Annotated in this window: 12 protein-coding genes and 1 other annotated feature; of the genes, 3 read left to right on the forward strand and 9 right to left on the reverse strand. The window is 38.1% G+C overall.

The window, feature by feature from the left end; translation table 11 throughout:
• Window positions 1-45: 45 nt before the first annotated feature.
• The 3 genes from polX to zapA all read right to left on the reverse strand — a co-directional run bounded on the left by polX (window position 46) and on the right by zapA (window position 2,993).
• Entirely contained in the window at window positions 46-1,758 is a 1,713-nt protein-coding gene (gene polX / locus FA727_RS16565; protein ID WP_136832684.1) for a DNA polymerase/3'-5' exonuclease PolX, read from the reverse strand.
• 427 nt (window positions 1,759-2,185) lie between these two features.
• Window positions 2,186-2,725 (reverse strand): CvpA family protein, encoded by a 540-nt coding sequence (locus FA727_RS16570; RefSeq protein ID WP_136832685.1) that lies wholly within the window; start codon window positions 2,723-2,725, stop codon window positions 2,186-2,188.
• Window positions 2,726-2,732: 7 nt separating this feature from the next.
• Window positions 2,733-2,993 carry a cell division protein ZapA gene (gene zapA / locus FA727_RS16575; RefSeq protein ID WP_136832686.1) on the reverse strand — a complete coding sequence of 87 codons (261 nt, stop codon included), beginning with the start codon at window positions 2,991-2,993 and terminating at the stop codon, window positions 2,733-2,735.
• Between the two features lie 134 nt (window positions 2,994-3,127).
• Between zapA and rnhC the strand changes: the two genes are divergently transcribed.
• On the forward strand, window positions 3,128-4,057 hold the full coding sequence (gene rnhC, locus FA727_RS16580) for a ribonuclease HIII (protein WP_136832687.1): 930 nt from the start codon (window positions 3,128-3,130) through the stop codon (window positions 4,055-4,057).
• 538 nt (window positions 4,058-4,595) lie between these two features.
• On the opposite strand, the gene pheT is transcribed toward rnhC, so the two are convergent.
• The 3 genes from pheT to FA727_RS16595 all read right to left on the reverse strand — a co-directional run bounded on the left by pheT (window position 4,596) and on the right by FA727_RS16595 (window position 9,208).
• Window positions 4,596-7,010 carry a phenylalanine--tRNA ligase subunit beta gene (gene pheT / locus FA727_RS16585; protein WP_136832688.1) on the reverse strand — a complete coding sequence of 805 codons (2,415 nt, stop codon included), beginning with the start codon at window positions 7,008-7,010 and terminating at the stop codon, window positions 4,596-4,598.
• Window positions 7,011-7,024: 14 nt separating this feature from the next.
• Window positions 7,025-8,062, reverse strand: a complete 1,038-nt coding sequence (pheS, locus tag FA727_RS16590) for a phenylalanine--tRNA ligase subunit alpha (RefSeq protein ID WP_136832689.1) — start codon at window positions 8,060-8,062, stop codon at window positions 7,025-7,027.
• Window positions 8,063-8,152: 90 nt separating this feature from the next.
• Window positions 8,153-8,409: a binding site (T-box leader), on the reverse strand.
• Between the two features lie 49 nt (window positions 8,410-8,458).
• Window positions 8,459-9,208, reverse strand: coding sequence for a TrmH family RNA methyltransferase (locus FA727_RS16595; protein ID WP_136832690.1), 750 nt, complete (start codon window positions 9,206-9,208; stop codon window positions 8,459-8,461).
• Between the two features lie 156 nt (window positions 9,209-9,364).
• Between FA727_RS16595 and sspI the strand changes: the two genes are divergently transcribed.
• Window positions 9,365-9,571 (forward strand): small acid-soluble spore protein SspI, encoded by a 207-nt coding sequence (gene sspI, locus FA727_RS16600; protein ID WP_136832691.1) that lies wholly within the window; start codon window positions 9,365-9,367, stop codon window positions 9,569-9,571.
• A 31-nt stretch (window positions 9,572-9,602) separates the two neighbouring features.
• On the opposite strand, the gene FA727_RS16605 is transcribed toward sspI, so the two are convergent.
• A complete protein-coding gene (locus FA727_RS16605) occupies window positions 9,603-10,481 on the reverse strand; it encodes a LysR family transcriptional regulator (RefSeq protein WP_136832692.1) in 879 nt (292 codons plus the stop codon).
• A 109-nt stretch (window positions 10,482-10,590) separates the two neighbouring features.
• Between FA727_RS16605 and FA727_RS16610 the strand changes: the two genes are divergently transcribed.
• Window positions 10,591-11,679: a citrate synthase/methylcitrate synthase gene (locus FA727_RS16610; RefSeq protein ID WP_136832693.1), complete on the forward strand. Its 1,089-nt coding sequence runs from the start codon at window positions 10,591-10,593 to the stop codon at window positions 11,677-11,679.
• Window positions 11,680-11,849: 170 nt separating this feature from the next.
• Here FA727_RS16610 and FA727_RS16615 read toward each other — a convergent pair whose 3' ends face one another.
• Window positions 11,850-12,641 carry an alpha/beta hydrolase gene (locus FA727_RS16615; protein WP_136832694.1) on the reverse strand — a complete coding sequence of 264 codons (792 nt, stop codon included), beginning with the start codon at window positions 12,639-12,641 and terminating at the stop codon, window positions 11,850-11,852.
• Window positions 12,642-13,169: 528 nt separating this feature from the next.
• Window positions 13,170-13,838: a DNA alkylation repair protein gene (locus FA727_RS16625; protein WP_136832695.1), complete on the reverse strand. Its 669-nt coding sequence runs from the start codon at window positions 13,836-13,838 to the stop codon at window positions 13,170-13,172.
• Between the last annotated feature and the right edge of the window lie 129 nt (window positions 13,839-13,967).

A 13,967-nucleotide genomic window follows, 5' to 3' on the forward strand; every position in this document is an offset into this window, starting at 1 on the left:
GAGGAACCTCCTTTTCTCTAACGCACAAATCTATGTGCACACCAATTATTTTTTTTGCAAGAAGCTAAGAAATTCTTCTAAGCCTGCTGCGTTTATAACGCTTGAACGTTTGACCCAGCCTTTTTTCGCTTGCGACACACCGATTTCCATATGAGGGAGGGTCTCCATTTTATGAGCATCCGTGTTAATGACAATCTTTACGCCAGCCTCTGCAGCCTTTCGAATATTCTCTGAATTTAAATCTAAGCGATTTGGATTGGAGTTCAATTCGAGCGCTGTATTTGTTTCTTTCGCAAGCTCGATTAATAAATCGATATCAACATCGTAGCCTTCGCGTACGCCAATTTTTCTTCCCGTGGGATGAGCAATAATATCAACATGCTTATTCTTTAAGGCATTTGTTAGACGTTCCATAATTTTTTCTCTAGGTTGGGAGAATCCAGAATGGATAGACGCAATAACAAGATCCATTTCCTCCAAGAACTCATCCTCATAGTCTAACGAACCATCTGGAAGAATGTCCATTTCTACGCCAGCTAAAATCGTAATATCATCATATTTTTCATTTAATCGTCTTATTTCTTCACGTTGCTTTCTTAATCGTTCTACTGTTAAGCCATTCGCTACTTTTAGAAATTGAGAGTGGTCCGTAATCGCCATATACTTGTAGCCTAGTTTTCGACAGGCTTCAACCATTTGTTCAATCGTATGAGCTCCATCACTCCACGTAGAGTGCATATGCAAATCCCCTTGAATATGTTCTAGGGAAATTATCTCTTGCTCCAGTGAATAATTCTCGACCTCACTGCCATCTTCACGCATCTCTGGTGGGATAAGCGGGAGTCCAAAATGCTGATAAAATTCCTGTTCAGAGGCGAATGTCAGAACTTCACCTGTTTCCACATTCTCAACACCATACTCACTAATCTTTTCGCCACGCTCTTTTGCCAGCTGTCTCATTTTCACATTATGATCCTTTGAGCCAGTAAAATGATGCAAGGTCGTTGCAAACTCTGCTGGTTTCACAAGACGAAAATCTACAGATACATCATAACTATATTCAAGGATGACCGAAACCTTTGTATCTCCAGCAGCAATCACTTCTTTAATTTTTTTAAGTCCTAGTAGCTGTTCCTTAACTTTTAGCGGTTCGGTCGTAGCGATAATAAAGTCTAAATCCTTAACCGTTTCTCTTACTCTACGTATACTGCCTGCTCTCGAAAATTGTTGAACAAAATCCATTCCGCTCAAACTCTCTTCAATTTGACTAGCAATCGGAAGCATATATGCAAGCGGGAGACGGTCCGGTTGACTTCCGACACTCTCAATTGATGCAAGTAGCTTCTCTTCTGTTTTCTTCCCAAAACCAGTGAGAGCACTTACTTTTCCTTCGAGACACGCCTGTTTTAAATCATCGACATTTTCAATCCCAAGCTCTTTATGAAGCTTTGCAATCTTTTTTCCACCTAATCCAGGGATCTGGAGAAGAAGAATCAGTCCAGTTGGCACTTCTGCTTGGAGTTCCTTTAGAACAGTTGATTGCCCTGTTTGGATAAACTCCTCGATGACGGAAGCGGTCCCTTTCCCAACTCCTTGAAGTTGAGTAAAATCATCTATTTCCGTTAATGAGCGTTCATCGACTTCAAGCGCTGCCGCTGCCTTCCGAAATGCCGATACCTTGAAGGGATTTTCCCCTTTTAATTCTAAATATGTGGCAATCGTTTCAAGTAAACGAATAACATCCTTTTTATCTACCATCCCAAATAACCCTCTTCCCATACACGATCGTTTTACAAGCCCCATTCAATCCGATACAATTATTGTTACCTTATTCTCTATACGTACTACATTGAAAAAGGTTTTATAGTATGTCTTTTTCGACAGGCTCTGTTATTGTTCATTGTTGATTTCCGACAGGTGCATCCACTTAACCGGAGAAATTCCGTTTATTTTGAAGAATTAATGGATATTAGGTGATTTAAGCGGAAATTTTCCGCTAAATGACCTAAACAGCCTTAAAATCATGAAAAATGTATCCCTTAACCGGAGAAATTCCGCTTATTTATATATAAATAGGTGATTTTCTTGATTTAGCCGGAATTCTTCCGCCTATTTTTCAATCTATAAAACTCAACAACCACCTGTAGAGCTTCTTCGAAAAAAAACTTCTCTATAGGAGAGAAGTTTAAGAGGCAATATGATCTATCCATAACTCCTTAATCTGGCTCGAAAAATATGGAGTATGCTCAACCATGATATTCGCTAGCATTGAATTTCCTAGAGCATCCTGAATCGAACCGATTGGTAAAAGAGCTGCTATGTATAACAAAATAAATAGTACAAGATATACTTCTATGAAGCCTAATAACCCACCTGCCCAAACATTGACTGTTTTTAAAATTGGGAGGTTTGCAACAAAATCCAGCATACTGCCAAGGATTTGCAGAGCAATTTTAGTCACTAAAAATATACCTACAAACGCAATTGCATTATAATAGGCAGTTTCTAAATGGCCATTATCTAACAGCAATTGGAACGCTGAATGACTGAAGCTTGGATATGGAATCCATAGGGTAAGCTTCGGGGCTAAATCCGCATAGTATACATATGCCACGATAAAGGCGACAATAAATCCAATAAGGTGGATAAACTGGAGAATAAACCCTCTTTTCAAACCTATTAAAAAACCAATTATTAATATAATCAAAATCGCGAGACTTAGCATGACTTTTTCAGTCCTTTTCTCTTTTTAATTCTCGTTCGAGTCGTTCAAGCTCATTCTTAATTTTAATATAATCATTGACTGCATTCACAGCTGTCAAAACGGCTAATTTGCTTGAATCGAGAGAGGGATTCTTGGAGCTTATTTCACGCATTTTCTCATCAACCATTGAAGCTACTAGTTTAACATGGTGCGGATTTTCCGTTCCAACGATTATATATTGCTGTCCAAAAATATCAACAGTTGTGCGTGATTTCTGTGCATCTGACAAGCGAAATGCCCCCCATTCATTGAATCCTATTCACTATGATAACATGAACCTATTATTAGTGAAAAGTCTAAGTATGTCTAAAGAAAGCGATTTATGGGAATTCTTGTATCTTTATAGATTGGAGTTGCGTATAAATGAGTCAAGTTGTTTTAAAATTAAGCATGCCTGATATAGTAAAAATGAAGCAACACTATGAATCACAATTAACAGACAAACTTCCTCCTGGGAGTGTATTCAGTGCCAAGACAGCCAACTGTTCGATCACAGCCTATAAGAGCGGGAAGGTTCTTTTTCAAGGAAACGGGAGTGAAAGCGAAGCAAGCAGGTGGGGAAAATCCGAGCAGAAACTAAGCACGAAACCTACCGCGCCTAAGTCGTCTACTGTGCTGCCGCCAAATTTTGAATCCTGGTCGGTCATTGGCTCTGATGAGGTTGGTACTGGGGACTACTTTGGCCCAATCACGGTTGTCGCTGCTTATGTGGATAAAAAGCAAATTCCGCTGTTAAAAGAGCTCGGAGTAAAGGATTCGAAAAATCTGAAGGATGATAAAATCATCGAAATTGCCAAGCAAATCAAGAATATCGTTCCTCATAGTTTGCTAATTTTACATAATGAAAAATACAACCAACTTCAGCAAAAAGGCATGTCTCAAGGTAAAATGAAAGCCTTGCTTCATAATCAAGCAATTGGGCACGTTTTATCGAAAATTGCACCTGTTAAACCAGAAGGCATTCTTATTGACGAATTTGCCAAAAAAGATGTGTATTATCAACACTTAAAGGGGCAGCAGGTCATCCATAAAGAGGATGTTTATTTTAGCACGAAGGCGGAGGGACTTCATCTTGCTGTGGCAGCCGCTTCAATCTTAGCTCGTTATGCCTTTGTTCAGCATTTTGAAAATTTATCTAAACAGGCTGGTTTTACGATTCCTAAAGGCGCAGGTCCTGGTGTAGACAAGGCTGCCGCACGACTAATAAAATCAAAAGGACAAACTGTCTTGCCTCAGTTTGTAAAACTTCATTTTGCCAATACCCAAAAAGCGATAAATTTGCTAAAAAAGTAGGCTCTGTTAAAGATGGGTGTTGAATTTATTAGATTGAAAAATAGGCGGAAAATTTCGGCTAAATCAAGAAATTCACCTATTTCTCAATAAATAAGCGGAATTTTTCCGGTTAAGCTAGTCACTTTTCAAGATTTTAAGGCTTTTTGAGCCCCTTTAACGGAAAATTTTCTCCTATTTCACCTAATAACCGTTAATTTTTCAAAATAAGCGGAATTTTTCCGGTTAAGTGAGTACACCTATCGAAAATCAAAAAATAAACAATAACAGAGCCAAAAAGTAAAAATGACTAATAGTGAGTTAGGAATGAAGAAAAAACGAGTATAGCATCCACGCTATACTCGTTTTATTCACAATATAAGAATGTATAATTCTCAACTTTGAGAAATGTCTAGCTCCAGCGCCTATCGCCTAGCAAACTTCGGGTCACCTCCCTACGATAAGTCAACTATGAATTGCTCACGCAATTCAAGTTTCCTTTATCTCAGTCGATGCCCCTCCAGTTTGTACGGCGATGAGCAAGGCGCTTGCGCTTTTCTTACTATCCTCTTAACACAGCTCCAGACTTTTCCTTCACTGCCGCTAATACTTTTTCGTGAACCTTTGTTACTTCTTCATCTGTTAATGTTTTTTCTGGATCGAAATATTTTAGTGAGAACGCAAGTGATTTTTTACCAGGCTCCATATGTTCACCTTCATATAGGTCAAACACATGAACGTCCTTCAATAGCTTTCCACCAGCTTCAACGATAATGCTCTCGATTTCACCCGCTACCTTTTCCTTTCCAACGACAAGAGCGATATCTCTTGTGATCGATGGGAAACGAGGGATGGATTCGTATTGCAATGGCGCAACTTCCTCTGCAAATACAGTTTCTAAGCTTAGTTCAAATACATACGTTTCTTTCAAATCAAGATCCTTTTGAACAGTTGGATGTACCTGACCAATGAACCCGATTTTCTGTCCTGCTAAATAAATTTGAGCAGTTCTTCCTGGGTGCATGCCCTCTACAGCAGCTTGGCGATACTCAACCTTTTGCTCAAGGCCCAGCTTCGCAAATAAACCTTCTAAAATTCCTTTAAGGACAAAGAAGTCTACTTCCTTCTTTTCTCCTTGCCATTGATGCTGCTCACGCAAACCAGTAATCGCACCAGCTAAGTGCTCACGCTCATCTGGAAGTGCATCTGTTCCATTCGATAAGAAAACAGGACCTGTTTCATAAACAGCCACACTGTCAATTTGGCGAGCAACATTATATTTTACTACCTCTAACAACTGAGGAATGATACTTAAACGAAGCTGACTACGGTCTTCACTCATTGGCATAGCAAGCTTAATTGGCTCACGTGTTTCAAGCGCATATTGCGTTGCTTTCGCTTCGCTAGTTAAAGAGTAAGTAACAGCTTGGTAAAGTCCTGCTCCCTCTAAATAATGACGAACCGTACGTCTTTTTTGTTGATAAGTCGTTAAGTAACCTGGTGTTGAAGAACCCATCGGCAATGTGGATGGAATATTATCATAGCCGTACAAACGAGCCACTTCTTCAATTAAATCCTCTTCAATCGTAATATCACCACGGCGAGTTGGTACTGTTACTGTGATTGTTTCATTATCAACACTTGTTTCAAATTGAAGGCGTGTAAAAATGTTTGCAACTTCTTCAATAGAAATATTAGTTCCAAGAACTCGATTAATTTTTTCTAAAGTGATCGAGATAACAACTGGTTCAACCTGAAGTGTATCAACGACTGCTTCACCATCTAATACTTCTCCACCAGCATATAGCGCTAAAAGCTCAACTGCTCGTTCTGCTGCTGCACGAACACGATTTGGATCTACACCTTTTTCAAAGCGTGAACTTGCTTCACTTCTAAGTCCATGGTCTTTTGATGCTTTTCTAACTGTTGGACCAACGAAATAAGCAGATTCAAGTAATACTGTTGTTGTATCTGCCTTCACTTCTGAATTAGCTCCACCCATAACCCCAGCAAGTGCCACTGGTTCACTGCCATTCGTGATCACAAGATGGTCTGCTGTTAACGTTCTTTCAGCATCATCAAGGGTAACCATTTTCTCCCCAACTTTTGCACGACGCACTAAGATTTCTTTTGAACCAAGACGGTCGTAATCAAATGCGTGAAGAGGTTGACCGTATTCAAGAAGAATATAGTTCGTAATGTCGACAACATTGTTATGCGGACGGATACCTTCTGCCATTAATCTTCCTTGCATCCATAATGGAGAAGGAGTAACTGTAACGTTTTTGATTACTTTCGCAACGTATAATGGATTATCTTCCTTAGCTTCTACCTTGATTTGAACATAGTCTGTAGCCTTTTCAGAAATAGTCTTCACTGCCGGATTTGGAAGCTTCACTTCTCTGTTTAAAATAGCTCCTACTTCATAAGCCACTCCCAGCATGCTTAGGCAGTCTCCACGATTTGCCGTTAAGCCAAGCTCTAGAATTTGATCATCACGCTGTAATTTTTCTAGCGCGTCTTCACCAACTGTTACGTCATTCGGAAAAACAAAAATGCCTTCAGAGAATTCCTTTGCGATCAATTTTCCTTCAATTCCTAATTCAGAAAGGGAACAGATCATTCCGTTTGATTCTTCCCCACGAAGTTTTGCCTTTTTGATTTTGAAGTTTCCAGGAAGAACTGCTCCTACTGTAGCAACTGCAACCTTCTGCCCCTTATCAACGTTTGGAGCACCACAAATAATTTGAACTGGGTTCTCTTCTCCAATATCAACTAAACACTTGCTTAATTTATCTGCGTCTGGATGTTGTTCACGTTCAAGGACATGACCGATGACGATGCCTTTTAGTCCTTCATTTAACACCTCTACGCCTTCAACTTCAATTCCACTACGAGTAATTTTTTCTGCTAGTTCATCAGGTGTAATGCCTGATAAATCTACATATTCTTGTAGCCATTTATAAGAAACGAACATGTCTAACTCCCCCTTTATTCCTTCACCTGAAATTGCTTTAAGAAACGAACATCATTTGTATAGAAATGACGAATATCGTCAATGCCGTATTTCAACATCGCAATACGTTCTACACCCATACCAAAAGCAAATCCAGAGTATTTCTTTGAATCAAAGCCAGACATTTCTAGTACATTCGGATGAACCATTCCTGAACCTAATACTTCAATCCAGCCTGTTTGCTTACAGATATTACATCCGTGTCCACCACATTTAAAGCATGAAACGTCAACCTCTACGGAAGGCTCTGTGAATGGGAAAAAGCTTGGACGTAAACGGATTTCTCTGTCTTCGCCGAAAAGTTTTTTCGCAAATAATTCAAGTGTCCCTTTTAAGTCACTCATGCGAATGTTTTCAGCTACTACTAGTCCTTCAATTTGCATGAACTGGTGAGAGTGAGTCGCATCGTCGCTATCACGTCTGTATACTTTACCAGGACAAATAATTTTTACTGGACCTTTCCCATCATGCTTCTCCATTGTTCTTGCTTGAACTGGAGATGTTTGCGTACGAAGTAGTACCTCTTCTGTAATATAGAAGGAATCCTGGGCATCACGAGCCGGATGACTCTTTGGTAAGTTCAATGCTTCAAAGTTATAATAGTCCTTTTCAACTTCTGGACCTTCTGCAACTGTATAGCCCATCCCAATAAATAAGTCTTCAATTTCTTCCACAATGCGAGTTAATGGATGGTGATTTCCCGTCTGAACAGGTCTTCCAGGAAGAGTCACATCAATTGTTTCAGATGCAAGCTGTGCTTCTACTGCTGCTGCTTCTAATCCTTGTTGTTTTTCTTCAATGTTGGCAGAGATGATATCTCTAACTTCATTTGCTAAAGCACCCATTTTCGGACGTTCTTCTGCTGAAAGCTTTCCCATTCCTTTTAATACTTCTGTAATTGGGCCTTTCTTTCCTAAGTAAGAGACACGAATTTCATTTAATGCTTTTAAGTCTGTAGCTTGTTGAATCGCTTCTAATGCTTCCTGTTGAAGCTCTTTTAATCTTTCTTGCATCGTAAATCCTCCTTTATATTCGTATGTAATTAAGTGTCGCAAATAAAGATGAACGGTTCCAAACAATACAAAAAAACCTCTATCCCTATAGAAAGGGACGAGGTTTATTATTCGCGGTACCACCCTAATTAGCCATATAAATATGGCTCACTTCATTCGGATAACGGCTCAGCGCCGATGCATCTTTACATTGAAATGCGGAAGCGGCTTGCTTAGCATTTTCTCTGGTCCCGATGCCAACTCAGGAGGTGAACTTCACTTACTTTTTCTATAAAAATGCTTTCAGTCTAAGGCATTTTCTCCCTAAATAGTAGAGGTAAGCTACTTTTCTCCGTCAATGTTTTTTTTATGTAAAAATAATATCGCTGTTAATTATAGTACATACAAGCTAAGGATTCAACCTTTCAAATAATATAAAAGAATCCCTGCTGCAACAGCAACATTTAGTGACTCGCTTTTTCCATAGATCGGAATAAACAAATTCCTTGAAGTCATAGCTAGTAAATCCTTATTCACACCGTTTCCTTCATTACCAACAAGTAGAGCAAACGAGTCTGTGGCTTTCGTTTCCGTATATATATGTCCATTTTCTAAAGACGTTCCAAAAACCTCAATATCCTGGCCCTTTAACTTCTGGATCCATTCCGTTAGATTGCCTCGTACGACTGGAAGATGAAAATGGCTTCCTTGCGCTGAGCGAATCACCTTCGGATTATAAGTGTCAACACTTCCATTTCCAACGATCACAGCATCCATTCCAGCTGCATCAGCTGTGCGGATCATCGTACCTAAGTTCCCTGGATCTTGAACAGCATCAATAAGTAAAAATTGTTTTCCCTCAGGCTGTGCGTCTTTTTTTGGTGCCTCACAAACCGCAAGTACCCCTTGAGGTGTTTCTGTATCACTCAATTCACGAAAGATTTCATTAGATACCGTCGTAATCGAAGTGGAACCATAATCCATTCGTTGTGGTATTTCAATTCCTTCGCTAATAATGATTTCAAGTATTGCATTAGCCTTGAGCGCCTCTTCAACAAGATGAAATCCTTCTACTAAAAAAGTTCCTGTCTTATCTCGTTCCTTTTTTGTTAAAAGTTTTTTCCACTGTTTAAATTGTGGATTTTGAGCGGATTGAATATATTTCAAAGCGATTGTATCTCCTTTTACCTTAGACTACTTTAGTTTCCTCATTATAGCGTACATATGTGAATCTTCAAAGGTTCTTTCCATTATCATACATATTCTTTGAAAAAGAAGAAAACATAAATAAAGAAGTACATTAAAACGAGGGAGTGTGTACATATGAACTTAAATTTGCGCAATGCGATCATTCACAATGTTTCAGGAAATTCGCAGGATGAATTAAGAGATACAATCGTTGATGCGATTCAAAACGGTGAGGAAAAAATGCTTCCTGGCCTTGGGGTCCTTTTTGAAATCATTTGGAACAATGCCTCTGAGGAAGAACGACAAGAAATGCTGCAAGCTCTAGAGTCTGGCTTAAAATAGACATTATCGGTGGGAATTTCTCCACCGATTTTTATATTCGATAATTTGAAAGAAATTCAAGAAATTCCTTTTGCTGAGAGTGCTTGTACTTCATGATGGCATAAGTATTGGCCTCTGGTAAGTTGAAAGAGTGGTCATGTACCTCTAACAATCTTCCTTCCAACAATTCTCTCCTTACTGTGGATTCTGGCAAAAAGGATACACCTAACCCTTCTACGATAAATCTTTTCGTGATATGAGTTTGTGAGACCTTCATCATTTTTATTTTGGGATATTTGTTCTTAACAGTGGTACACAATTCATTCCAATAGCCAGGATGGTTATGCGTAAATAAATAATACTGAGAAAAAAGTTCTTCCTCGTCTACAGGTGGAGCCGTTTCTGCATCCCGCCCATCATGAGGAGCAATAAACAATATTCGATCTTTATATAATAGTTCACAGGTCAATTTTGAATGCTGACTATTCAGGCAGGAAAGGCCTAAGTCGACATCCTCTTTTAATACAGCTTCCTCAATATCAACGGAGTCAAGCACCTTAATGGAGATTTCCACTTCAGGATGTTTGTCTGTATAGCTTTTAATGACGAATGGTAAAATCGTGTCCGCAATTAAGGGAGAAATCCCAAGTGAAAGTTTTGTGCAATACCCTTGGCTAAAAGAATTCAAATCTTCTAATCCTGTTCTATATAACTCTAGCAATTTTTCTGTATGAACATAGTATCTCAGTCCCGCTTCCGTTAGTTTGATCTTTTTCCCCTCTCGCTGAAATAATTGCACTCCTAAACTTTGTTCTAACAGTTTGATATGAACGGTTACCGACGGCTGAGAAATATAAAGTAGTTCTGCCGCTCTACGAAAGTTTTCACACCTGACAGCCATGACGAACGTATTTAACCATTGAAAATCCATCTGCTTTCTCCTTATTAAATATCTTAATCATTTTATTTGAAATTATTTAATTTTCTTAATAATGATTATTTTATAGAATAATATAAAAGAGGGAAAGGGGAAATTTTTTATGATGCATAAAGGATTAAAAGGGGTTGTAGCTACTGAAACAAGAATTTCTCATATTGACGGAGAGAAAGGACAGCTAATTTATCGGGGTTATGATGCTAAGGTACTTGCTGGGAAGTGTACTTTTGAGGAAGTTGCCTATTTACTGTGGTACGGACATTTGCCAGATAAAGATGAACTTTTGTGGTTGAACGAAGAGCTTAGAAAAAACCGATTTTTATCAGAAGAAATGAAGACGATTATTACTTTATTGCCAAGGTCGATGGATGTAATGAGCGTGCTTCGAACAGCCATTTCTGCTGAAAGCGGCTATGGGGAATACCATTTTCCACCAACGATCTCTCAAGCTATTAAATTGACCGCCATTATCCCAACTATCATTGCGTTTCGTAAAAGAGCGTTAGAAGGCGTGGAAGATGTTTCTCCTCGTTCTGATCTAGCTCATGTAGAGAATTATTTATATATGCTAACGGGGGAAGTCCCTCAATATGCACATGCTAAAGCCTTAGAATCCTATATGATTTTAACATTAGAACACGGCATGAATGCCTCAACCTTTTCAGCCCGTGTGACAGCATCAACTGAATCAGACATCGTATCTGCTGTTACTTCCGCTATTGGCACAATGAAGGGCCCACTTCACGGTGGTGCTCCATCTGGAGTCATTGAATTATTAGATGATATTTCTTCTGCAAAGAATGCTGAAAAAGTTATAAGAGAGAAGCTAACAAGAGGCGAAAAATTAATGGGATTTGGCCACCGAGTCTATAAAACCCATGATCCTCGTGCCGTTGCATTAAAGACTAAGATAAAAGAATTAGGTGGCCAAGATGATTGGTTGGATTTAGCGATGGAGGTCGAAAATATCGCCATCACTTTATTAGAAAAATTCAAACCAGGTCGGGCTTTATACACAAATGTAGAATTTTACGCGGCTGCGATTATGAAGGCAATCGATTTGGAGCCTGAACTTTTTACCCCGACATTCACAGCAAGTCGCGTGGTTGGTTGGACTGCGCACATCCTAGAACAAGCAGAAGATAATACCATTTATCGGCCAGAATCTAGATATGTTGGGGAGATTTTTTAGAAAAAAATGCAGTTAAATCTAAGTAGTTTTAACATACTAAAAAACATAAAATCGTATAGATAAATTGAACTGCACTCCAATTGATAGACAAAGTCAACAATTGGAGTGCAGTTATTCTATTTAGTTATATTTCTTATTGAACTCGTTAGTTTAAGTGAAACTATTCACAATTAAATACTACGATTAACAAAACCCAATGACCTCAAAAATATTTCTATCTGCTGATTTGTATCATTGTAAGGAATGTTTTGGTGTAACCCATAATTGAAAAAGCCGTGTTCCATTCCCTCATAAGGTATAAACATACAGGTATTTCCAACTTTGACCATCTCATTACAAAATTTTTTATTCTGTTCGAAAGCTATATCTGCTGTTCCACAAAACCAAATTGTTGGTGGTAAACACTTTTTGATATTGTGCATAGGAGATATTTGGTGTGCCATTGCTTTCAATTCAGGGAACAACCTTTCAGTAATATCCAAGCCATTCATACCAGCAGCAAAAATGACTAAAGCGTTAGGTATATTGCTTATATAAATATCATCATTTTCATTATTTATATTTTCAAACATAATGGACGAAACAGCGGTATAACCACCTGAAGAGGCTGCACACATTACAATTTTTTCTGGGTCTACACCTAAATCATTACTATTTTGCCGAACCCATCTAACGGCAGTTTTAGCGTCAGAAATAGCTTGGATAGGACTGAATTCTTCGTCATTAGCATTTCGATAGTCAACACATATTGAAACAATACCTATTGAAGAAAAATAATTTGCTTGATGTTGAAACTGTGCTGCTGTGTATTTTCCTTTATTAAAACTACCACCATTAAAAAAAAGAATAGCAGTTCTATCTTTTTTTTGCGTTACTGGCTGAAATATGTACAATTTTAAATTTCTTTCCCCAATAACTCCATATGTTTTTTCATTTACGGAAAAATCAAATTGGACATTCATAAAAAACGCCTCTTTTCAGAAATTTAGTATAAAAGATATATTTCGTTAACCTCATTACAAATCCCTTTTATTACCAAAACGTTCCGTTAGTTCAATAAATTCAACAAAAATGGCACTTCTCCTTCTTATAAGGAAAACACCTGATAGTTTATGAAGAAATCTTTAAAGTCGGAGCTCTAAACCATTTAATGTTCTATTCAATATTTATCTTATTTTCTCTGCCAACTCTAAAATAATTCCATCTGGACCACGACGTAGCGTAACTTATAACTTTCTTCATATTGCTCTACTCACTAAAGATTTCTGTGCCCTTCTTTTTCAAGTTTGCAACAATAGCTTCAATATCTTCAACAGCAACGCAAACATAGTGGGTTAATCCCTTCCAACTTCCTTGCATATTTCACTAACTAGCTGCCATAAAGTGTTGTTTTCTTTATGTTTCGATCCAAAGCCTATTAAAACTTTCATATTGATTCTTTGAATTCCTTTATTTTTTGCATTAAACCCTAAAAGATTTTTCAGAAGTAACTAATTATTATGTCGTTTGTTAACTTCAATTGTAATGAACTCCGGCAAATAGCTGGGAGTACATCCTTTTGCTACTTTTTCATCTTTGTAAAGACCCGTTTTCTCACCAAGTTTAATACAACGTGCTCGATTCTTTTCATCATAAACGCCTATCCAGCCTGCGGTGAAATTCATAGCCCATTGAACTTCCGGTTCTTCCTGCGTAATATTAGCTTCCATTACAGATAGCAAGTATTCAGTGTTATCAGGTGGTGTTTGTCCAGTCCATCTCAATCGCCCTTGATAATACCAGAAAGCTCGTCTTTGAAGCGCAGAAGGACTATTTTCCCATGACTCCATCAATCCAATATTTTTCTTATCTTTGGTGAGCTGATTAGCCATTAACCAATCCATTAAGTTATTTCGCTCATCGAAAGTGTGAGTCTGCATATCCTTATCAAGCCTATTTAGTACATCTTGTGAAAGAAGTTTTTTGTCCATAATTAAGATTGCTAATAGTCTGGGCAAAAACTCTTCGGTTGACCAAAGTTCCATTGCTAGTTCGTGATCTTTCTTAATGTCCTTCGCGATTTTTCGTAAGTCGCCTAGCTTAGTTTTACTATTGATCTGAGGTAGTATGTTTTCTGCTTTTGAAAAGCGTTTTAATTCTGTACCTTTATTTTCATTCACTTTATACAACTCCTTTATCATAATTGTCCTTGACGGGATATATCAATGCATTCCCATTTGCATAATCTATTATTTTCCTTGAACATCTATAAACTCCTATAGTATCTTTTATTCTTAATACGGAAAGCT

The organism is Robertmurraya kyonggiensis, assembly GCF_005116465.1.
GTDB lineage: Bacteria > Bacillota > Bacilli > Bacillales > Cytobacillaceae > Robertmurraya > Robertmurraya kyonggiensis.